We start from the raw sequence: 20,420 nt of genomic DNA, 5'->3' as shown, positions 1-20,420 counted from the left end.
GGTTAGGCGTTGATCCCCTTGACGCGGCGGCCCAACTCGCGAGTGATGTCGCGGTCCTGGTCACGGCGCTTAATCGCTTCACGCTTGTCATAGTCCTGTTTGCCCTTGGCCAGGCCGAGCTCACACTTAGCGCGGCCATCCTTCAGATACACCTTGAGCGGGATCAGCGTCTTATTACCATCACGAACCTGACCCATGAGCTTGTCAATCTCTCGGCGGTGCAAGAGCAGCTTGCGTGTGCGCTTGGGCGAGTGATTCGTCCACGAGCCCTGGGAATACTCCGGGATGTGAAGGTTGCGGATATAAACCTCGCCGTCGTCGATGGTTGCGAAGGCATCTGCCAAGGAGATTTTGCCTTCGCGCATCGACTTAATCTCGGTGCCCACGAGCACCATGCCGCATTCCAGAGTGTCGAGGATGGTGTAGTCGTGGCGGGCACGTCGGTTGGTGGCCAAGGTCGAGTTATTGTCGACGGCCGCCTTTTTCTTCTTTGCCTTCTTCGCCATAGTTTGAACTATATTACGCTACTGCCAGGCACGACCCACAACAGGCCTGTTGGCCTATGTCCGCACGTAGGCGCGCATGGTCACCTGCGCGGTCAGCGCAGCGCACAGAATTGCCACTAGCCCCACGATGGGCAGAGCCGTCCACACGTCCCCAGACGTCACGGGGGCCAGAAGCTGGTTGTGGTACAGGTCCTTCAGCGCGGGATCGATCACAGTGTTCTTTCCCACGATGACGCCCACCCCGGCGAGGACGACACCACCGACGGCACCGAGGACCGCCTCCATGATGAAGGGGGCATGGGTCACCCACCGCGAGGCGCCAACGATGCGCATGATCGCGGTCTCTCGCTGGCGCTGGTAAGCGGCGATCTGCACCATGTTCGCAATCAGCATGATGGCGGCCAGCGCCATGACTGCAGCCAAGACGAAGGTGGCATTCCGGATGGCATCAAGGTTGCCGGCGGCGCTGCGCACCTCTTCCTGCTGATCGATGATGTCACTGACGGCGGGGTCGGACGCGATGGCGTCGATAGGCGCGGTATCCGTCGGATCCTTCAGCCGCACGTGGAAGGCCGCCGGCAGCGCGTCCGGGGAGGTTTCCTCCACCATGACTGGATCGGTCTCCTTGAACAGTTCCACGAAGCGCTCATAGGAATCCTCGCGGTTGCGGTAGCTGACGGACTCGATGTCTTCATCCGCCTCTAGCTTCTTCTTCAACCCTGCGCAGGCGGAGTCCTTACACTCCGGGTCGTTGGCAGAAATATCCTCGTTGAGCTGGACCATGACCTCGACGCGCTCGAGGTAGATGTCCTTGGTGTCATTGGTCATCTGGGTGACCAAGACGCCGGCCACCACCAGGGCCACCGAAATGGCCGTGGTGATCACCATGGCGATAGTCATGGTGATGTTACGGCCTAGACCTTTGAAAGCTTCCCTGAATACAAAGCCCAGATTCACCTAGACCGCCTCCCCATACATCGCGTTCTTCTCATCGCGCACCAGCGTGCCGTTGCGCAGCTCAATGACGCGCTGGCGGGCCTCGTTCACCGCGCGCGCATTGTGCGTCGACATCACCACGGTGGTGCCGCGGCGGTTGATCTTGGTGAGCAAGGCCATGATCTCCGCAGCTGTGGAGGGATCGAGGTTGCCCGTGGGTTCGTCGGCAAGCAGCAGCTTGGGACGGTTAACAAAAGCCCGCGCAATCGCCACGCGCTGCTGCTCACCGCCGGAAAGCTCATGCGGCATGCGGTGCTGCTTGGCGCCGAGGCCAACCATGTCGAGCACCTCGGGCACCTGCTTGGCAATCCGCGCCTTGCCCTTGCCAATGACCTCGAGGGAAAAGGCGACATTGTCGTAGACATTGAGCTTGGGCAGAAGACGGAAGTCTTGGAAAACATAGCCGATGGATTGGCGCAGTCTGTTGACCTCGCGCCCCTTCAAAGCGTTGACGTGGAAATCCCCGAAGTAGATATCGCCCGAGCTGACATTGGTTTCGCGCACCATGAGCTGGAGGAAGGTCGACTTGCCGGAGCCGGACGGGCCGATGAGAAAGACGAGTTCTCCGTCTTCAATCTCAAAGGACACGTTGTCCAGCGCGGGCCTCGTGGAGGTCGGATAGACCTTGGACACATTCTCGAAAGTGATCACTTAAGCCACATTAGCAACATTTGTTACTCGGGCCTAGGTCTCCTGCTGCGCCATGCGCCACCGAATACCAGATTCCAGGAAGCCATCGATGTCCCCGTCCAAGACCTTGGAAGGATCCCCCACCTCGTAATTCGTTCGCAGATCCTTGACCATCTGGTACGGGTGCAGCACATAAGAACGCATCTGATTACCCCAGGAGGCATTGCCGCCCGCACCCAGCGCATCGAGTTCCGCGCGCTCCTCCTGGCGCTTGCGCTCCAGCAGCTTCGCCTGCAGCACGCGCATTGCGGAGGCCTTGTTCTGGATCTGGGACTTCTCGTTCTGACAGGTCACCACGATGCCGGTCGGGATATGTGTCAGGCGCACTGCCGAATCCGTCGTGTTGACCGACTGCCCGCCCGGGCCCGAGGAACGGTAGACATCCACGCGCACCTCCGAGTCTGGTACCTCGATGGAATCGGTCTGCTCCACCACCGGCAGCACCTCCACCTCCGCGAAGGAGGTCTGGCGGCGCCCCTGGTTATCAAAAGGAGAAATGCGCACGAGGCGGTGCGCGCCCTGCTCCACGGAGAGCTGGCCATACATGTATTCACCATGCACCACGAAGGTGGCGGACTTAATACCTGCTTCTTCGGCATAGGAAATGTCGTAGACATCCACCTTGTGGCCGTTCTTCTCCGCCCAGCGTGTGTACATGCGCATGAGCATCTCCGCCCAGTCCGCGGCATCCACACCACCCGCGCCGGAGCGGATGTTGATGACCGCCTCACGCTCGTCATATTCGCCAGAAAGCATCGTGGTCACCTCGAGCGATTCGATGGCGGCGCCGAGTTCCTTCAGCTCTGTGTCGACGAGCTCCTGGGAAGCCTCATCGCCTTCCTCCTCCGCTAGCTCAGACATCACGGGCAGATCCTCGATCCGCCCACGCAGGGAATTCAGCTTGCGCAGCTTTGCTTGCTGCGCCGACAGCTCCGAGGTCACCTTCTGCGCATGATCGGGGTCATCCCACAGCGACGGGTCCCCCGCCTGGGCCTCGAGTTCGCGCACGCGCTCGGACACCGCCTCCGGGTCCATCACCTTCTCAATAGAGGTCAAAGTGGCGCTGAGTTCCTCAAGTCGTGCTGTTTGTTCCGGACGCATAGACCCCTACTCTACTTATTCTTTCTCCCTGATTAGCCATCGGCCGCGTTTAGCGCGACAATAGGCGGCATGAGTGACCAGCCAAGCCTCACCGAGATGATCGATGCCATCATCAAGACCTTCATCGTCGCCCATGCGGACGATACCGATGCCCACCTTGCCCAGGCGCTTGTTTATAACGCCGGCCGCCTGGCCTGGCGCCTGCGCGAGCAGGGTGTCGACGTAGAGCAAAAGACCTCCGTGTCCGATGTCGTCACCGACGCCGACTTTGCCGCCGAGCGTTTCGTCGCCGGTGTGCTCGAAACTTTGCGCGGCGAGGACGGCATCGTGGGCGAAGAGGGCGCGAACCGCGAATCGAAGTCCGGCCGGACCTGGGTCATCGACCCCGTCGATGGCACCTACAACTTCGCCTCGGGCTCCGACTATTGGTGCTCCGCGCTCGCGCTTGTCGACGCCGAAGGGGTCATCCTCGGCGCCGTCCACCGCCCCGCCATGGGCTATACCTGGTTCGGCGGCCGCGACTTCCCCACCAGTCTGGACGGCAAGGAAGTCACCAAGCTTACTGACACCCCCGCCGACAAGCTGTGCTTGTCGACGTACCTGCACCCCACCTCCATGACTGACCCGAACATCGCCGCCGCCTGGGAAAAGGTGGCCCCGCATTTTGCCACCGTACGCATGCTCGGCGCGGGTTCCGTGGATCTCTCCTGTGTGGCGGATGGCACTTGGGGCGCATGGATGCAGCATTCCGTCAAGGACTGGGATTGGTATCCCGGCCAAGCGCTGGTGCTGGCTGCAGGCGGCGCGGCGCGCAAGGTTGAAGCCGGCGGTGTGGAATGGTGTATCGCGGGTAATAAACAGGTAGTTGATCAGATGGAGGAATGGCTCCGTGGGTAAGTACAAAGAGGACCTCGGCTTGGCATTGGAGATGGCGGGCCATGCGGACGCCATTACGATGCACCGCTTTGAGGCTGCAGACTTGTCAGTCAAAGAGAAGCCGGACATGACCCCGGTTTCAGATGCGGACCTGGCTTGTGAGAAGGCGATCCGCGAAGCCCTGAAGCGCTCCCGCCCGCGCGATGAAGTTTTGGGTGAAGAGTTTGGCGGCGAGGCTTGCTTCGAGGGCCGCCAGTGGGTCATCGACCCCATCGACGGCACGAAGAATTTCGTGCGCGGCGTTCCCGTCTGGGCCACGCTAATCTCACTGCTGGAGGACGGCGAGCCGGTCGTCTCCGTCGTCTCCGCCCCAGCCTTGCGCCGCCGCTGGTATGCGGCCAAGGGCAGCGGCGCCTACCGCGTCTTCGGTGGGGAGCCAAAACGCCTGCGTGTCTCCGAGGTCTCCAAACTGGAAGACGCTTCCCTGGCCATGAGCTCGCTGTCGGGCTGGCGCCCGCACCGCGATGCCTTCGTCTCATTCACGGATAAGGTCTGGCGTCTGCGCGGCTACGGCGACTTCTGGAACTACTGCCTCGTGGCCGAAGGTGCCGTCGACATCGCTGCCGAGCCGGAGGTTTCCCTGTGGGATTTGGCCGCCCCGGCACTCCTCGTGACCGAGGCCGGTGGACGCTTCACCAACGTCCGCGGCGAAGACGGCCCCCACGGCGGCTCGGCACTGGCCTCCAACGGCAAGCTTCACGACGCCGCCCTCAGCGCCCTCTCCTAGGCCCCGCACAGCACCCCAGCGCCGCGGGCCGGTGCCGCACCCCAGCGGATCGTGTTCCGAAGGTCATTTCGATCATTTAGTGCCCCAGATCTTTAAAGATCTGGGGCACTATTTGTTAGAAACGTACTCTCCCAGCCACGCGCCCGCGGCTCCGTGACCGTTTTCGCAAACAAGCCCCTTCAGAACGCAAGTTTTTCGGCCTTATTTACGAAAACGGACCCCACACACGACTAAAGGGGCCCCGCAGGGCCCCTTTTCGCAGCGGTGGTTAGTTCTCCGGAAGCGTGAATCCGGAACCTACGCCCTCGCGGCGGTTGAGATCCGCGATGATGACATCGGTATTAGAAACGACCGTCGGGTTGTGCAGCGCGCCCTGCCACGGGGTGCGGCACGACGGCAGGCCTGGCACCAGTCCGCGGGATACCGAGCCGACAATGCGGCCATTGTGGAAGACCGGCGCACCGGAATCTCCGACCATCGCGCACACCTGGTTGATGGTGATCTTCTGACTGTGCTGGAAGGTCATGCCACATGTGCGGCCGGTAGCCACACCGCTCTTGCAGGTAATATCGCCCGGCTGGGTGGTGCCACCGATCCCTTGGGCGGTCACACCGTTATAGCTGCGGGTTACCTCGGCCTGGGAGCCAAACTCGATGAGCGAGTAGTCCAGGTTCGCGTTCTTCGCTACCACGGTGCCGGTGGGGCCTACCTGCCAGGAGTCCGCCGAGGACACCGGATCGCCGACACTTCCACAGTGGCCAGCAGTAATACCGACCTTGCGGCCTTCGGCATCAGTGCCGGCTGCCGTCAGCGTGCACATGGTGTCCTCACGAATGTACAGCGGGGTACCCGGGCCGTACAGAGACTTCCCTTCGGTCATCGCAACGTTAGATTCCTCGGGGATTTGGGGAGCATCGTAGTAAGAACCAGGCACTCGGTGCAGAACGTAGTCCGCGTGCGGTTTACCAGCAGCAACCTTGGAGAACAGGTCGTTCTTCCACACATAGTTCGGATCCGTACCCTGAGGTACAAATTCCGGCTGCGTGGCTTCCTCCAGCAGTCCGATGGGGGTCGGGTTTGTCAGAGCTTGTCCCATGTTGGCGTTAGCATCGGCGTATTCTTGCGCCGAAGCCAAATCCGGCAGCTGGGTGTTCAGATTCGCTTGCTGTGTGAGATGCTGCGCCGCAGGCGAGTTCACAGCGCCAGCAACAGCCTGGGACGCATCCTTCGATGCCGCCGCAGTTGCACCGTTAACGGCGGTATCGACGGCGTCGGTCAGCACTTTGTCCACGGGCTTGGTCTCAATGCCCACGGACTGCAGATCCGCGCGTACCTGGTCAACAAAACCTGCTGAATCAATCTCCGGGATGGTGGGGAGCCCCTGAGCACCCGCCACTGGGTCACCCAGGAAGAACGCACCTGCGAAAGCCGAGCCCACGATGACTTTCTTAAGGTGCGGAATTTTTCTCATTGAGTAATTCCTCTTTTCACTTCTTCTCGTATTGGTCTATAAGACTTCCCCATGATGACACGCGCACTGGGGTAGCCGTTTTCTAACGTGAGGGACTGTGTCCAAGCCGTTACACTACTGACAGTTTTCGGGTGCCCCCTCTCTCCCTTCACCGTCTCTCGGACCCCACGCAGACCTACTATGGAGGCATGTCTGAGACTGCCAACTCTTCATCATCTTCTGCAGACATTGCTGAGATCGTCGCTGTAATCCTGCGCGATAACCATGGTCGCGTTCTTGTCATCCGCGCCACCGATACTCCAGAATTCGTCCTGCCATTTGGCTCCATCGATGACACTATTAACCCAGCCCACGCTGCCCAGCTCATCGCCTACGAGGCTGTTCGGGCCGCGGTTGATATGTCGAAGCTGCGCCGCCTGGCCACCTACGTCTCATCGGCAGCTAATGGCACCCCACACACCATCCACGCTTACGTCTATGTCTGTGCAGAAGAAATCTCCGTTGCCCATCCTGACAAGGAGATTGCCGAGCTAGCCTGGGTCGATCCCGCCGCTCCGGACGTCACTATCGCGCCATTACTGAGGGAGAGGGTATTCCCCGCCCTGCAGGAACTCTAGGTCCATAACGTCTAGACTCCCCACCATGATTACGCAGCGACTACTCCCCGTTCTCGCCGCCGGTTCCCTCGCCCTTGCACTGGCCGGCTGCGCCACCGACGACAGCACTGATGCCACGCTTTCCGACGTCTCCCCTACAACCACCCAGGCCGCCGACGCCGAATCCGGGGCTTCTACACCCGCAGACCCGCAGTCACCCGACACTGATGCGCAAGATTCCGGGCAAATACCACCTGAGAGCGGTGACAGCACCGAAACCGCTCACGACACTGCCCAAGCCACAGCCGTTGTCGCGTGCGCCACGCAGCAACTCGATATCAGATTATCCAACGAGCAGGGGGCCGCCGGCTCACGCTTGGCTGATATCACCTTCACCAACACTTCTTCCACGCCGTGTACGTTGAAAGGCTTCCCCGGTGTTTCCGCCGTCACCAATGATGACGGCACCCAACTCGGTCCCGCCGCCGAGCGTGAATCAGGCCAAGAAACAGCAACCGTCACGCTCGCGCCAGGCCGCTCCGCCCGTGCCGGCCTCAAGATGACCAACATCGGTGTACTCGACCCCGCCTCCTGCCAACCACAGGCTGCCGATGGTCTCCGCGTCTACCCACCCGGCGAAACCGCCAGCGCCTTCATCCGCATTTCCGGCTTCGAAGGGTGCGCTGGCGATGCCAACTACCTCTCTATCCAACCGGTTACCGCAGGTTGAACCCGCCCAAAACCAGCAGGCGTTCACATCGGTCTACACTCGCGGCCATGGAATCCAAGAAGCTGACGTCGCTGGTGTTTGGGAACGTTGTGTTGGAATCGCACATGACGAAAACGGTCATCGCGGTCTACGCGGAAGATATGCGGTCGTGGTATTTCCGCCCTAGCCCCTACACGGAGCTCAAGGTACCTCTCGATGAGCTGCGCGGGGCTTTGAGCCGAGAACGCGCCAAACTGATATCCGAGCGAATCTTCGACAACGTCAAGCTGGAGCTCGAAGAAAGCTACCCGGGCGGCGTAGATCGCGCGCAGAAGGAACTCTGTAGCTGGCTTCTCTGTGAAGACGACAGGGCTTAAGCGATGACCGAGCCACTCTCCTACTCCTCCACCGAGGGCTTCCCACAGCTGCACATGTCCCGCATCATCGACGTAGATTTCGATGCCGCAGCAGATAAACTCTTTCGCTGGGGCCTACAGCGCAGCGGCATTTTCCGGGTTAATCCCAGCCACGCCATCGTAGAAGAAGGAGTCGAGGTCAGCCTCGGTTTTGGACCGTGGGATTTTCGCTGCCGAGTGGTGAATGTATTCCGCGAGGAGGGGCGCTGCGGCTTTACCTACGGCACCCTCCCCGGCCATATTGAGCGCGGCGAGGAGACCTTTACCCTGGAGCGCCTGCGGGATGGGCGCACGCTGCTGCTTGTCGCCGCCTCCTCCCAGCCCGCCCGCCTCGCCTTTCTGCGCCCGCTGCTCGATATTCCCCGGCGCGCGCTGATCGGCTTCTTTTACCTTCGAGCACTGGACTGATCCCCCCGCAGCGCCCGCCGGCGGATGGCAGCTAGTCGGTGAATCCGTCCTTAGGATTCCAGGTCTTGCTCACTGCCAGCGCTACCGAAGCATCTTCAGCTTCAACATCAGAAACACGGTAGTAGTGCATGTCCACGTGATCGGCAAAGAGGTGCGCGACCGCATAGCCGTGGGAGTCATAGTCCAAGTGCTTGACCCACGGATTGGCGTCCTTGATTGCGTCCTCAATGAGCAACGAAGTCGAGTTGTCCTCCCCGTGATAGGTGCCTGTGTAGGTGGTGAGGATTTCGTCGATATTGGGCGCCGTAATTGAAGTAGTCACCAGCTCACAGGCCACGCGCTTGTCGTGCAGGTAGATGTCGTTGGCCCATTCCGAGTGGATATCACCGGTGATAAAGAAGGAGTTTCCTTCGCGAGCATCGAGAGCCTCAAGCACACGGTCACGGTCAGCGGCGTATCCATCCCACTGATCCGAATTCACCGCGAAGCCAGAAGTATTTCCCTTGACAAAGCGCAAGCCCTCATTGGCCGCATCATTACCGGGAATGGTCAGCAGGCGCATGGGAGCCATCATTACCGAGTTGCCCATCACCATCCAGGTGGCGTCTGACATCGAAATAGTGTCCCGCAGCCACTGCAGCTGTTCGTTGCCAACGATGGTGCGATTCGGATCTCCAAAGCTAGCGGCGGTGGTTTCTTGATCGCGATAGGTGCGCAAGTCCATCATGGTGAGCTCCATGAGAGAGCCGAAGCGCAGGTTGCGGTAAAGCTTACCGCCCTCGCTCAGCTGCTTTTGGCGCAGCGGCATCCACTCGTAGTAGGCCTGCAAGGCACCGTTCCAGCGGCGGGACCACTCACCTTCCGCAAACCCAGGCGTGTGGTTTTCGGCACCCTCACGCCAGGAGTTGTTGGCGGTTTCGTGATCATCCCACACCACGACCCACGGTGCCGCGGCGTGTGCAGCCTGCAGATGCTCATCGGTGCGGTATCGGCCGTAGCGGATGCGGTAATCCTCCAACGTGACGATCTCCCACACGGGGTGGTGCTCACGGGCCACACCGCTCTTACCCACGTACTCCCCCGTGGGATACTCGTAGATGTAATCCCCCAGGAACACCACGAAGTCCAGTTCCCCAGATCGTCCGCGCTCTGCCATGTCTTTGTAAGCGTTGAAGAAGCCCGATTCGTAGTTGGCGCACGAGGCCACGGCGAATTTCAGGCTGTCTACCTGGGCGTCGACAGTCGGCGCAGTTTTCGTCCTGCCCACGGGCGAATACGCTCCGCTGTGCTCACCCGAAGTAACCTGGAAGCGGTAGTAGTACACGGTGTCCGGGGTCAATCCAAAGGGATCTACGTGAATGGTGTGGTCGTGCTCCGCGGAGGCAACCTCTTGACCGTGAGCCACCACGGAACCCATCGCCTCATCGGTGACGATCTCCCAGGCCACGTGAACGTCGTCTCCCATGCCAGAGCCAGGCAGCGCATCCCGGTCCGGGGTGACGCGGGTCCACAACACCACCGAGGTGGGTAGCGGATCACCTGATGCAACGCCGTGGAGGAAAGGGAGCTGGGCGCCGGTGTACTGGTTGTACGCCTCCAGCGGGGCCTGGCGCGGAGTGCCATGTTGGGCAGTTGCCGCGGACAAACCACAGCCAGCGGCTGCGGTGGATGCGCCAACAGCACCCCAGCGCAGCGCGGTGCGTCGATTAAAGCGGATAGCGCGGGAGTTTCCTAAGGATTCTGAAGAGTCTGGGGGATCTGCGGACCCGAATTCGTGAGACATGAGGCTCAACATAAGCGCACCAAAACTGCTATTTCAACGCGAAGCACCGCACCCTATCCCCTATCCCGGGGGCATGTTCCACAGATTTTCATTCTGCTTAACCGGTAGTTCACTTCGAGATGATTTTGTGTTTTAGTCATGTCTGATTCTCTGTTTTCTCAACAGAAAATCACCCTCACCTTCGATTCCTGATTCTCCTCGCAAAGGCCAAACAATAATGAAACGTTGCAGATTTTCCCCTGCCACCGCAGGCGTAGCCGTCGTGACCGCAGCCGCTTTAACCTTCACCTCGCAGGTGAGCGCGCCTGTATTAGCCACTGCTCAAACCAGCCCAATTACCCGGATGGTGCTTCAACCGGGGAGCAACGAAAACTCCGCCATCGTCTCATGGCGCACCCAGGGTCCAGCAGACAAGGAAGTCCTCGAAGTCACTGGCCCGGACGGTACTCAAGCCTTTCCTGCCAAGGAAAAAGACGGCGGCGCTATTGCATACGTGTCCAACTACGCCACCGCTACGGGGCTGAAAGGAAAACACCGAGTACACCTACCGCGTCGGTTCCGAAGAAGGCGGCTGGTCCGAACCCGAGACCTTTAACACCGGTAGCTTTGGCACAGACTGGAGTTTCATTACTGTGTCAGACGCACAGATTGGAGTCGGTGCCGATATCAAGGGCCAGACTGAGCAGTGGAACAAGACCATCGGCAACGCGGTTGCCGACGCCCCTCAGGCCAACATGATCTGGTCCCTCGGTGACCAGGTGGAGGGCTGGGGTGCCACCATCGCGCAGTACGACGGTTACTTCTCCTCCCCGGAGATTCGAAACATTCCCACCAATGCACTGCCGGGCAATCACGAGACATACCCGTCAGACCTGGCGATGAAGCACTACGATGAGCACTTCATTAACCCGAATCAGGAGCCGGACCTGAGGGATTTCTATTTTGAACGCAACAACGTGCTCTTTCTTGGTTTAGACACCAACGCCAATAGCGATGCAGATATAGAGCGACACGTGGAGTTTATGCGAAAGACCATTGAACACCGCGGTGCCTTCAATGACTGGATTATCGTGGGCATGCATCACTCCTTCTTCTCCCAGGGCACCCATTACACGGACGGCGATGTGTCCAAGCTCCGTGAGAAGCTTGCCCCGGTCATGTCTGAACTAGATGTCGACGCAGTGCTCAGCGGCCACGACCATATCTACACCCGCACCCACCTCATGAACGGCCTCGAACCAGTCAAGGCTCCCGCCAAGCGTGGCGACGTCCTCGCCCCGCATGATGGGGAGGTCCTCTACATCACCACCACCTCCGCGGGCGGCGGAAAATTCTATGACTTCCAGGGCGAGGACGGGAAGAAGTATCCCAATGCCCGCATGGAAAACATTGACCCGGCTCTCCCACACGAGTCCACGGCGATCTGGCGCCAAGACTACGACGAGGATTACATGATTGTCGACGTCACCAGCGATGAGCTCACCTTCCGCACCTACAATGCAAACAACCCGAATCTGGTGGACAAGGTCTCCTTGAAGAACAACGACCACGCGATTTCCGATCCGCGCGAGCAGGAGCCAACCACCCCGGCGCCGACAACCACTACTGAGGTTGTCACCTCGGAGGTGCCGACCACCGTGACCACCACGGAAACCAAAGAGGTCCCCACCACGGTGACCACCACGATTCCGGCGGAGAAGACCACCAAGACAGTGACCTCGATGGTGCCCACCACTGAGGAAAAGTCCATCACCACAAAGGTCCCGACGACGGTTACCGTCACCACAACGGCTGAGCCCTCCGAGCTTTCGGATCCCTCCAAGCCACACGAACCCTCTCAACCTGATGAACCTTCCACACCGGATGAGCACTGCTATGAGGGCTCCGTGGGGTCGTCGGCAAGCCCGGCAGACTCTTCTGATGGGTCCTCGGATGATTCGTGCTCGTCCTCTCGCGGCGGCATGATTGGCTTCCTATTGGGCGCTATCAGCGCGCTGATTGTCGCCGGCGGCGTGGCGGCATTGGACCCGAACAGCCCAGTCCGCAACAACATTCAGAGCATGCTCGACTCGATCTACCGGATGTATACCCGGCTGTTCTAAGGCCCTTGAAACACGCAAATGGAAACGGGATACACGGGGGTTAATCCCCCTGTATTCTCCGTTCCCAAGCACAGCTCGCCTCTCGTGTGTAATTTAACTCACATGCACCCAAAGTCACGTTTCATCTCAAAACCATTGCTCACGGCGGCTGCTCTCCTTGCAGCAGTCGCTCTCTCCGTCGCAAGCGTTCTCTTTCCCCTCACCGCCACCGCCGAAGATTCACACTCAACGTCCACTAGTAGCTCCGCGTCGAGCTCCCCCACTGCCTCTAGTGACATGGCTCCGACCATGGTGGTCTTCGATTCCTCCGGTTCCATGATCACCAACGATGCCGGCGGCCAGACCCGCATTGATGCCGCCAAGGAGGCTGCCCGCACCTTCATCACCGAAGCCGGGGATGACGCCCCGCTGGGGCTTGTCACCTACGGCGGCAACACCGGCGAAGCGCCCGAGGATGAGGCAGCCGGTTGCCAGGACATCACCGCGGTAGCACCACCCGAGGCTGGCAATTCCGACAAGATGATTTCCCACATGGATGGCCTGCAACCGCGCGGCTTTACGCCCATCGGTGAGTCGCTACGAAAGGCCGCCGCTGAGCTACCAAAGGAAGGCCAGCGCAGCATCATCTTGGTCTCGGATGGCGTTGCCACCTGTACCCCGCCGCCGGTCTGCGATGTAGCGAAGGAGCTGAAGGAGCAGGGCATCGACCTGGTCATCAACACCGTCGGCTTCAACGTTGAGCCCGAAGCACAACAGGAACTGCAGTGCATTGCCGACGCCACCGGCGGCACCTACGCCGACGCCTCCGACGCCGATAGCTTGGCCAAGGAACTTAGCCGCGCCGCACCCCGCACCTTTAACGCCTACGAATCAGACCTCAAAGAAATCGAAGGCGGCGAAACCGAGGGTTCTCCCGCCAAAGTCGACCGTGACGTGGAAGCCTTCTCCACCACCCTTCTTCCGACGGAGGGCGAAGGCCACTCCGCTGAATCAACTACTTTCTTCACCACCCCAATCGCTGAAGGCGAGCGCGTTGTCATTAGCGCCAACTCGACGCAAACACCGAGCATCAACAACTTCCGAAAAGGTGGATCTTTCTACTTGGGAGTTCATGCAGCCGAGATACTTTGCGCGCTCGACACCGATAACACCGCTGATATCTCGGTGAACCAATACCAAACCGCTAGCTTGTATAGCACCCAAGGCGGTGCAGAAGATTGCGACTCCGATGAGTTCGCTTTCTCCATTCAGCGAAAAGGTGACTGGAAGCAGGATGAAGAGCTCGGCGTCGAAGTGACCATCACCCGCTTTGGCGAGCCGGATATGGACGGGCAACCAGATCCGGCCGAGGAAAAGACCGAACCCGGCCACGTCACGGCTTCCGGCGGCGCCACTGAGGTTACTCCCGGAACGTGGTTCACCGAAGCTACTGAGCTCACCCCACAGCAGCCAGTTCGCGCACAGATTGTCCCCGGCGAAACCCACTTTTATCGCATCTCTGCCGAACACGGACAACAGGTTGCCGGCACGGTCTCCATGGTCGAAGAGGCCGATGACTTTGACAACAATGGGCCGGGTGACTCCCTCGTTCTTATCGGCTACAACGAAGCACGCGCAAAAATTGATCTGGAGGGTTCCCGCGCCGTCGTAATTAAAGACGGCACAATCGATTTCAGTTACCCAGCACCGATCCTCTTTGCCAACCGCTACGGCGGCTCGCACAACGATGGTTCTGGGACTCCGGAAATCGAAAAAGTGTGGCAGAGCGGCGAGCAATACATTGCCGTCAATTACGAGAAGCTCCTGACCGATCAAGAAATCGACGAAACCACTCAGCTGCCTGTTCTTACATATGACCTTGCCGCCGATGTTCTCGGCGATCCAGTCCCCGAACCGACCTTCGCACCGGTCAAGCTCGAGACCGAGAAGCCCTCTGCCCCAGTGGAAAAAGAAGATAAAGAAGATACCGAGAACCGCGCGCAAGACAACGATGACTCATCGCTCTTCTCCGGCTTCCCCTTCCTCTTGGTAGGGCTCGGCCTTCTGGTCCTTTTCGGCCTCGTCATCGCTTTGGTTGTTGTCATCAGGAGCCTCAACCGTTAGCCACGCTCGCGACGGATGTCGTTCACGGTAAATAGTGCCCCGAATCTGCAGGCGGCGTGTAGATGTGTCAGTGCAATGCGCAGCGAAATGGCGTGTTTGTTGCACGGTAAAACAGCGCGTGTCGTGGTGCGTGTATTGCGCTGTGAAATGACGGTGCCCCAGAGCAGGCGCGGTAGCGATCCCCTACCGGACGGCAACGGCGTCATGCGCGGTCTGTACTGAAAAAAAATAACCCCGCAGGTTTCCCTGCGGGGTGTTGTTGCAACTAGAACGGTACTTCTTCAGAGCTGTTGGCAGCAGCGTTGTCAGCGCTGTTCTCACGGCGTGCAGCGCGTGCTGCAGACTCGGCCTTGGAGTCGATGAGCTGCACCGTGTCGATACGGGCCACGAGCTGGTAGTGCTTGTTCCCATCCTTGTCGGTGTAGTTGTCAGTCTTCAGAGAGTAGCCTCACAACCTTGAGGATGTTGGTTTCACGGTGGTGCCTTTCGGGCAAGGCTTCAAAGACATGTCCCCACCCTCCAAAGAACTTATGAAACTCGCCCTAGAAGGCAAGCGTGCCCATGGCGGGCACCCAGTCCTGGGATAAATTGTTGACAACATCCACGTGCGCACCGCCCCGGCAGGAAACATCAAACCCGACAAACAAAAATCCACCGAAAAGATCGACGGCGTCGTGGTAACCATCACGGCCTTGGATTGAGCCATTCGGGGAGGTAGCTCAGGTGCGGGCGAGTCGGTGTGCGATTCGAGGGGACTATTTAGTACTCTAAAATAGATTTTTACGAATGACAGCGGGTTTGCTGCGGGAGAAGTCCATGAGTAGTTTGCGGGATTGTATTTTCGGGCTGGCGGTAGGTGATGCACTGGGTGTTCCCTACGAGTTCTTGAAGCGAGATTCCTTCCTTTGCACGGACATGATTGGGTATGGTTCCCATGATCGACCTGCTGGCACCTTCTCGGACGATACAGCAATGACGCTAGCCACATGCGATTCGATCCGGGCAACAGGCCGTATAAATGTTACAGATCTGAGGAAGAGATTTGAACAATGGGCATATCTAGGTTTCTACACACCAGACAGGGCAGCATTCGGTATAGGTCAAACAACTCTGCGTGCCCTGATGAATCGAGCAGGGCAATCTAGCGAGCGAAATAATGGCAACGGTTCGCTGATGCGAATCGCGCCACTGGCTTATACACAAGCTACCAACGAACAGATTCGCAACGTTTCGGCCATCACGCACGCACATGAAATTTCGATGCAAGCGTGCGTCGATTTCGTGAAAATCTTACGGATTGTTGTGCGTGGGGAGGAACCAGATCTCAGCGAGTGGTTAGGTAAGCCCCGCGAACAGATCAGGTCAACAGGATACGTAGTACATACCTTAGAAGCGTCCTTATGGTGTTTCGCAAACACAACGAGCTATGAAGAATGCGTACTCGCGGCAGTGAATCTTGGAGCTGACGCGGATACGACTGCTGCAGTTGCTGGCGCATTAGCAGGTGCCAGGTATGGGGTAGAATCGATACCTACCAGGTGGATGGAAACACTGCGCGGTAAAGACCTTATCGAAACGGCTCTATTTTAATCGCCGCCTCAAAGATTCAAGCGTGTGCACTCCTGGAGACTACTCGTGTTCTAGAAGGTGTAGCGCGTCACAGAATTCGTGACCGTTCCACCTGCCATATGCTGGGTGAGTTGGATAATAAGGAGCGTTCTTCGAATAAACGGCTTTAGCCGCCGCGTTTGGCTTCTTGGACGTCCTAATCAGCTCTTGGACGATAGGAATGATGTCGCGTTTCCAAGGGAAGTTGCTATCCTTCAGATTACCCCACATGAGAATGATATGGTCTGCCTCAGGCACGATCAATTTCATTACGGTGATGGTGATTTTCAAGGAAGAGAGGATCTCACTCTTCCCCGACGAAAGATTCCAGTCGGGTAACTGGCGGCCCTGACCAACTAGCGGGATGAGGTTGATAATGCTCATCCACCGGGCATCGATGGGGCGCTGGCGGTCATCAACTGGGAAACGTTTCAAGATCGCCGCGGTCGTCGGATCTCCGCCTTGAACCTTAGATGCTGCCGCGAATGTGGTTGCGGTAGAAGGATTGATTCCAACAAACAGAATCTTGGAATGGTTCTCGGAATTCTCAGCAGAACGAAGGAACCACCGCTGACCGTGTGCCATTGGGGTGGCGGGATAAACAAGGCGGCCTGATTCCCAGGCTTGAATGAACCCCTGTTCCGTCAAATTCTCCACCTCCCTATTCTTACATAGGAGTGCCTATTTATGAGTTTTCTAGATTAGCTTCGCGGTAATACTGAACGTAAAGCTCAGGATTATCAGCTTTCAAGTACCTACAGTTTCTTGTTCGGTCCCACTACCTCTGGGCGGGAGGTAACTGAACGCTCTGCGATGCAGATGCGTGAGTAGACGTCAATGACCGTAGCTAGATACATGTTCTTGCCGCCCTTACACGGCAGGTAGGTGATATCGCCTACGTAGACGTGGTTCGGCCTATCAGCGGTGAATTTACGGCCTACTAAATCTGGCATGACCCGGTGGCCAGGCTTACGCCTAGTGGTGATACACCGACGCCGCTTAGTAAAGCCTTTCAGCCCCATGGATTTCATGATGCGTGCGACCTTCTTGTGATTGGTCGGAGGAAAGTCCGTATCGTCGTTAAGGCTTGCAGCGATGCGTTTAGCACCATAAAGCCCGTGCTCATCATCGAAGATGGTCTTGATTTTTGCACCAATAAGGGCATCGGAACACATCTTTAACCTGCGGTTTTCGCGGGTTTGCACCCATTTGTAGCACGAGGAGCGATTGAGCTTTAACACGTGGCACATCCGTGTGAGCCTAGTATTCGGTTCGGTGGTCATAGACAAACTGGAAGCGGATTACCAGTGAGTCTCTTTAAGCAAAATATTTCGCGGCCTTGCGCAGGATATCGCGTTCTTCGCGCAGTTTAGAGACTTCCTTTGTCTCACTGGCGGATCCGCTCAGAATCAGTCGTCGCTTGGGCCTTGTCACGCATGCTTTTTGTGCGGGCGCGTTTGCCGGTGCCGTACTGCTTGATCCAGGAATAAAGTGAGGAGCGATTGACTCCAAGCTCTGCTGAAGCCGCGTGAAGTGAGAGGTCCTCATTGTTTTCGTAGAGGGCCACAGCATCACGTTTGAACTGTTCGGAGTACCTAGGCATGGTGGTAGATTACCTTTCTTCCCAACCCAACCGGGCTGGATATCTGAAGCGAGGAATACCGTCGCAATCACCCGAGGAAAGAAACGAACCACTAACTAGAACACGTGCACCGTAAAAAGTAAAAATCCCCACAACACAGCGTAGCGGTTAACCGCTACGCTTCTTTTATGCTCTTCCTATGCCCCAACTTTGCAACAGCACCAATAAACTGGCGCCCCGGTTATAAGTTGGGGCGCCAAGTCGATGTGCTCGAGTCGGGGGATGTTAGTGGCCGGTGCCAAGCCGGCCAGACAGGCGGTTCAGCCGGTCCTGACTGGGACCGTCGAGCCCGATAATGGACACGGTTTTGCCTCTGTCCTGGAACTTCTGCGTAATCGCGTCAAAGGTCGCGACCGTGGAGGCATCCCAGATCTCCGCCTCAGTGAGATCAATAGTGATATGACGGGCAGAATCGGTGTAATCAAAGCGATAAACCAGGTCATTGCTTGATGCCCAAAACAACTGGCCATGCACCCGGTAGGTACGAGTATCAATCTCGCCATCGCCGTCGCCGTCGATCTCGGAGACCTTTTCAATGGAAGCGATATGTGCCATCCGACGGGCGAACATGATCATCGCGGTGACCACACCCAGCACCACACCAATGGCCAGGTTGCTGGTGGCTAGGGTGGCAATAATCGTCACGGCCATAACAATGGTCTCAGAGACCGGCATGAGTTTAAGGGTGCGTGGATGCACCGAGTGCCAGTCGATGGTGCCGACCGAGACCATGATCATGATTGCCACCAGCGCAGCCATCGGGATCATGCCAACGATGTCGCCCAGTGCCAGGACCAGGACCAGCAGGAACACACCGGCTAACAGGGTGGATAGGCGGGTACGTGCCCCGGATTCGCGGACGTTGATCATGGTTTGACCGATCATCGCGCAGCCGCCCATGCCGCCGAAGAAACCGGAGGCAATATTAGCCACCCCCTGTCCCCAGGATTCGCGAGTTTTATCGGAATGAGTGTCGGTGATGTCATCGACGAGCTTGGCGGTCATCAACGATTCCATGAGACCGACCACGGCCATGGCCAGGGCATAAGGCGCGATGATCTGCAGGGTCTCCAACGTCCACGGCACGTTCGGAATAAACAGGGACGGTAAGGTCTCCGGCATCTTGCCCATGTCCGAGACCGTCGGGACAGTCAAACCGGCGGCAATGACCAAACCGGTGAGCACGATAATCGTGACCAGCGGGGCGGGGATCACACTGGTGAGCTTGGGGAAGAAAATCATGATCACCACACCCAAGCCGACGAGTGGGTAGACCATCCAAGGCACATCAATGAGGTGTTCGAGTTGGGCGGTGAAAATCATAATGCCCAGTGCATTGACGAAACCCAGCATCACCGATCGGGGGATAAAACGCTGAAGTTTCGCCACACCGAGGGCTCCGAGCACGATTTGTAGGACACCGCCCAACAAGACGGTGGCGATGAAATAATCCATCCCGTAACCACGCGCCACAGGAGCAATGACTAGGGCAATAGCCCCGGTGGCGCCGGTGGTCATTGCCGGGCGGCCACCGGTAAAGGCGATCGCAATGGCCATGACTACCGAGGAAAACAGACCCATGGCTGGGTCAACACCGGCAAGGATGGAAAAGGCAATGGCCTCAGGGATCAGCGCCAGGGATACCGCCAGTCCGGCCAGAATCTCTATACGGATACGGGCGGGGGAAGAAAATGCGTAACGGAAGGATGCGATGATCCCGGTAGGGGCATCAGCGCCGTCTGGACTCAGGAGGGGGCGGGGGGCCGCCGTGCTAGTTTCAGTCATAGATGTCCAATCTTTGAGGGGATAGGTAACTGGGCGAACGCCTGAAAGGAATCCAACCCTCTAGTAACTTTAGGTTTGGTGATGGTGGTCATGGTAGCGGGAGTTTTACTCAACCGCCAACCCAGGCACAGGAACCCGTGGGCAACATCACCGTGAAGGAGAACAGGCAATGCAAAACAGTAATTTCAAGATCGGCGAGGTCGTTGACCAGACGGGGTTGTCGATTCCCACCTTGCGTTATTATGACAACGTCGGCCTGATTACCCCATCGGGGCGTAGCCCTGGTGGGTTCAGGCTTTATAGTGAGGCTGATGTACGTCGTGTTTTGCTGGTGCGACGGATGAAACCGCTGGGGTTTACTCTGGATCAGATGCGGGAATTCCTGGAAGCTGCGGAGATTCTTCATAGTTCAGATGGCGGGCAGGACAGTGATACCGCACAGCAGGCACGGAGTAATGCCAAGGCCACCCTTGCCGACATTCGTGAGGAGACGCGCACCCGCTACGAAAAGCTACGCAAGCAAATTGCCTACGCTGAGGAATTCCTCGATCTGGTCAACACCCTGGCACCCTAAACTGCCCCCATCCTTCGCAGGGAGAAAAAGACCATCGTATTGAATGCGCTCTGTCGAATCGCGTTCCAGATGAAGTGGACGAACGCCCGCGGCCTCTCCGGAGTGGATGGCGATAGTACAGAGGACTTCTGAAATCCGTGCAGACGACTCCTCAAAACGACACAGTCATCCAAGGTCACAAAATCGAAAATTGTCACTTAACCCCATCACTTCCAAACCGGCTTAAGTGACAAAATGGGCCTAAACGACAGGATGTGTTGGTGAGGT

General features: G+C 58.1%; 21 protein-coding genes and 1 pseudogene. 11 read left to right on the top strand and 11 right to left on the bottom strand.

The window, feature by feature from the left end; all coding sequences use genetic code 11:
• Positions 1-2 precede the first annotated feature (2 nt).
• Genes smpB through prfB form a run of 4 tightly spaced genes read right to left on the bottom strand, consistent with a single transcriptional unit; the run spans position 3 to position 3,293 of the window.
• Positions 3-506 carry an SsrA-binding protein SmpB gene (gene smpB, locus HMPREF2743_RS07065; RefSeq protein ID WP_010189093.1) on the bottom strand — a complete coding sequence of 168 codons (504 nt, stop codon included), beginning with the start codon at positions 504-506 and terminating at the stop codon, positions 3-5.
• Positions 507-560: 54 nt separating this feature from the next.
• The gene (gene ftsX / locus HMPREF2743_RS07060) at positions 561-1,463 is read right to left on the bottom strand and encodes a permease-like cell division protein FtsX (protein WP_070516700.1); all 903 of its coding nucleotides are present in this window, start codon (positions 1,461-1,463) and stop codon (positions 561-563) included.
• On the bottom strand, positions 1,464-2,153 hold the full coding sequence (gene ftsE, locus HMPREF2743_RS07055) for a cell division ATP-binding protein FtsE (protein ID WP_070818462.1): 690 nt from the start codon (positions 2,151-2,153) through the stop codon (positions 1,464-1,466).
• Between the two features lie 33 nt (positions 2,154-2,186).
• Positions 2,187-3,293, bottom strand: a complete 1,107-nt coding sequence (gene prfB / locus HMPREF2743_RS07050) for a peptide chain release factor 2 (RefSeq protein WP_070743254.1) — start codon at positions 3,291-3,293, stop codon at positions 2,187-2,189.
• A gap of 69 nt (positions 3,294-3,362) precedes the next feature.
• Here prfB and HMPREF2743_RS07045 point away from each other — a divergent pair, with 69 nt between their 5' ends.
• Positions 3,363-4,190: an inositol monophosphatase family protein gene (locus tag HMPREF2743_RS07045; RefSeq protein ID WP_070818461.1), complete on the top strand. Its 828-nt coding sequence runs from the start codon at positions 3,363-3,365 to the stop codon at positions 4,188-4,190.
• Complete coding sequence (hisN, locus tag HMPREF2743_RS07040) at positions 4,183-4,956, top strand: histidinol-phosphatase (protein WP_070516693.1); 774 nt, start codon at positions 4,183-4,185, stop codon at positions 4,954-4,956. Before HMPREF2743_RS07045 ends, hisN begins: the two co-directional genes overlap by 8 nt.
• Positions 4,957-5,224: 268 nt before the next feature.
• Here hisN and HMPREF2743_RS07035 read toward each other — a convergent pair whose 3' ends face one another.
• Positions 5,225-6,427, bottom strand: coding sequence for a S1 family peptidase (locus HMPREF2743_RS07035; RefSeq protein WP_070818460.1), 1,203 nt, complete (start codon positions 6,425-6,427; stop codon positions 5,225-5,227).
• Between the two features lie 188 nt (positions 6,428-6,615).
• Here HMPREF2743_RS07035 and HMPREF2743_RS07030 point away from each other — a divergent pair, with 188 nt between their 5' ends.
• The 4 genes from HMPREF2743_RS07030 to HMPREF2743_RS07015 are packed head-to-tail and all read left to right on the top strand — an operon-like array spanning position 6,616 to position 8,556.
• Entirely contained in the window at positions 6,616-7,044 is a 429-nt protein-coding gene (locus HMPREF2743_RS07030) for an NUDIX domain-containing protein (RefSeq protein ID WP_070818459.1), read from the top strand.
• 25 nt (positions 7,045-7,069) lie between these two features.
• Positions 7,070-7,753 carry a DUF4232 domain-containing protein gene (locus HMPREF2743_RS07025; protein ID WP_070818458.1) on the top strand — a complete coding sequence of 228 codons (684 nt, stop codon included), beginning with the start codon at positions 7,070-7,072 and terminating at the stop codon, positions 7,751-7,753.
• Between the two features lie 47 nt (positions 7,754-7,800).
• Positions 7,801-8,109 carry a hypothetical protein gene (locus HMPREF2743_RS07020; RefSeq protein WP_070818457.1) on the top strand — a complete coding sequence of 103 codons (309 nt, stop codon included), beginning with the start codon at positions 7,801-7,803 and terminating at the stop codon, positions 8,107-8,109.
• Positions 8,110-8,112: 3 nt separating this feature from the next.
• Positions 8,113-8,556, top strand: coding sequence for a DUF1990 family protein (locus HMPREF2743_RS07015; RefSeq protein WP_070818456.1), 444 nt, complete (start codon positions 8,113-8,115; stop codon positions 8,554-8,556).
• A 31-nt stretch (positions 8,557-8,587) separates the two neighbouring features.
• On the opposite strand, the gene HMPREF2743_RS07010 is transcribed toward HMPREF2743_RS07015, so the two are convergent.
• A complete protein-coding gene (locus HMPREF2743_RS07010; RefSeq protein ID WP_210400250.1) occupies positions 8,588-10,339 on the bottom strand; it encodes an alkaline phosphatase D family protein in 1,752 nt (583 codons plus the stop codon).
• Between the two features lie 632 nt (positions 10,340-10,971).
• On the opposite strand from HMPREF2743_RS07010, the gene HMPREF2743_RS07005 reads away from it, so the two are divergent.
• Complete coding sequence (locus HMPREF2743_RS07005) at positions 10,972-12,441, top strand: metallophosphoesterase family protein (RefSeq protein ID WP_070818455.1); 1,470 nt, start codon at positions 10,972-10,974, stop codon at positions 12,439-12,441.
• A 102-nt stretch (positions 12,442-12,543) separates the two neighbouring features.
• Positions 12,544-14,544 carry a vWA domain-containing protein gene (locus tag HMPREF2743_RS06995; protein WP_246824474.1) on the top strand — a complete coding sequence of 667 codons (2,001 nt, stop codon included), beginning with the start codon at positions 12,544-12,546 and terminating at the stop codon, positions 14,542-14,544.
• Between the two features lie 265 nt (positions 14,545-14,809).
• Here the strand turns inward: HMPREF2743_RS06995 and HMPREF2743_RS12995 are convergent, their stop codons facing one another.
• Positions 14,810-14,932 (bottom strand): hypothetical protein, encoded by a 123-nt coding sequence (locus HMPREF2743_RS12995; protein ID WP_256380839.1) that lies wholly within the window; start codon positions 14,930-14,932, stop codon positions 14,810-14,812.
• A gap of 64 nt (positions 14,933-14,996) precedes the next feature.
• Here HMPREF2743_RS12995 and HMPREF2743_RS13040 point away from each other — a divergent pair.
• Together HMPREF2743_RS13040 and HMPREF2743_RS12445 are read left to right on the top strand one after the other, a co-directional pair.
• A pseudogene (locus HMPREF2743_RS13040) lies at positions 14,997-15,242 on the top strand (terminase TerL endonuclease subunit); the annotation flags it as partial.
• An 88-nt stretch (positions 15,243-15,330) separates the two neighbouring features.
• A complete protein-coding gene (locus tag HMPREF2743_RS12445) occupies positions 15,331-16,134 on the top strand; it encodes an ADP-ribosylglycohydrolase family protein (RefSeq protein WP_246824473.1) in 804 nt (267 codons plus the stop codon).
• Positions 16,135-16,173: 39 nt separating this feature from the next.
• On the opposite strand, the gene HMPREF2743_RS06985 is transcribed toward HMPREF2743_RS12445, so the two are convergent.
• From HMPREF2743_RS06985 to HMPREF2743_RS06970, 4 genes are all read right to left on the bottom strand, one after another.
• Positions 16,174-16,809, bottom strand: a complete 636-nt coding sequence (locus tag HMPREF2743_RS06985) for a DUF1643 domain-containing protein (RefSeq protein WP_070818452.1) — start codon at positions 16,807-16,809, stop codon at positions 16,174-16,176.
• A gap of 98 nt (positions 16,810-16,907) precedes the next feature.
• Positions 16,908-17,327, bottom strand: a complete 420-nt coding sequence (locus HMPREF2743_RS06980; RefSeq protein WP_168167317.1) for an IS3 family transposase — start codon at positions 17,325-17,327, stop codon at positions 16,908-16,910.
• 212 nt (positions 17,328-17,539) lie between these two features.
• On the bottom strand, positions 17,540-17,755 hold the full coding sequence (locus tag HMPREF2743_RS06975) for an IS3 family transposase (protein WP_070818451.1): 216 nt from the start codon (positions 17,753-17,755) through the stop codon (positions 17,540-17,542).
• Positions 17,756-18,019: 264 nt separating this feature from the next.
• Entirely contained in the window at positions 18,020-19,579 is a 1,560-nt protein-coding gene (locus HMPREF2743_RS06970) for a SulP family inorganic anion transporter (protein WP_035009418.1), read from the bottom strand.
• 169 nt (positions 19,580-19,748) lie between these two features.
• Here HMPREF2743_RS06970 and HMPREF2743_RS06965 point away from each other — a divergent pair, with 169 nt between their 5' ends.
• The gene (locus HMPREF2743_RS06965; RefSeq protein WP_005293770.1) at positions 19,749-20,153 is read left to right on the top strand and encodes a MerR family transcriptional regulator; all 405 of its coding nucleotides are present in this window, start codon (positions 19,749-19,751) and stop codon (positions 20,151-20,153) included.
• The last annotated feature ends 267 nt before the right edge of the window (positions 20,154-20,420 follow it).

Origin of the sequence: Corynebacterium sp. HMSC036D02 (assembly GCF_001836165.1) — a bacterium.
GTDB lineage: Bacteria > Actinomycetota > Actinomycetes > Mycobacteriales > Mycobacteriaceae > Corynebacterium.
Note: the sequence above shows the minus strand (reverse complement) of the source record. Positions and strands in the feature narration are given on the sequence as shown.

Bases quoted from the DNA above. Each gene is read 5' to 3' on its own strand.
- HMPREF2743_RS06965 (WP_005293770.1), top strand. From the start codon at position 19,749: ATGCAAAACAGTAATTTCAAGATCGGCGAGGTCGTTGACCAGACGGGG.
- HMPREF2743_RS07015 (WP_070818456.1), top strand. From the start codon at position 8,113: ATGACCGAGCCACTCTCCTACTCCTCCACCGAGGGCTTCCCACAGCTG.
- HMPREF2743_RS12445 (WP_246824473.1), top strand. From the start codon at position 15,331: ATGACAGCGGGTTTGCTGCGGGAGAAGTCCATGAGTAGTTTGCGGGAT.
- HMPREF2743_RS07025 (WP_070818458.1), top strand. From the start codon at position 7,070: ATGATTACGCAGCGACTACTCCCCGTTCTCGCCGCCGGTTCCCTCGCC.
- HMPREF2743_RS06975 (WP_070818451.1), bottom strand. From the start codon at position 17,755: ATGCCTAGGTACTCCGAACAGTTCAAACGTGATGCTGTGGCCCTCTAC.
- HMPREF2743_RS07020 (WP_070818457.1), top strand. From the start codon at position 7,801: ATGGAATCCAAGAAGCTGACGTCGCTGGTGTTTGGGAACGTTGTGTTG.
- HMPREF2743_RS07030 (WP_070818459.1), top strand. From the start codon at position 6,616: ATGTCTGAGACTGCCAACTCTTCATCATCTTCTGCAGACATTGCTGAG.
- prfB (WP_070743254.1), bottom strand. From the start codon at position 3,293: ATGCGTCCGGAACAAACAGCACGACTTGAGGAACTCAGCGCCACTTTG.
- HMPREF2743_RS06995 (WP_246824474.1), top strand. From the start codon at position 12,544: ATGCACCCAAAGTCACGTTTCATCTCAAAACCATTGCTCACGGCGGCT.
- HMPREF2743_RS06980 (WP_168167317.1), bottom strand. From the start codon at position 17,327: ATGTGTTCCGATGCCCTTATTGGTGCAAAAATCAAGACCATCTTCGAT.
- HMPREF2743_RS07035 (WP_070818460.1), bottom strand. From the start codon at position 6,427: ATGAGAAAAATTCCGCACCTTAAGAAAGTCATCGTGGGCTCGGCTTTC.
- smpB (WP_010189093.1), bottom strand. From the start codon at position 506: ATGGCGAAGAAGGCAAAGAAGAAAAAGGCGGCCGTCGACAATAACTCG.
- HMPREF2743_RS07010 (WP_210400250.1), bottom strand. From the start codon at position 10,339: ATGTCTCACGAATTCGGGTCCGCAGATCCCCCAGACTCTTCAGAATCC.
- HMPREF2743_RS06970 (WP_035009418.1), bottom strand. From the start codon at position 19,579: ATGACTGAAACTAGCACGGCGGCCCCCCGCCCCCTCCTGAGTCCAGAC.
- HMPREF2743_RS07045 (WP_070818461.1), top strand. From the start codon at position 3,363: ATGAGTGACCAGCCAAGCCTCACCGAGATGATCGATGCCATCATCAAG.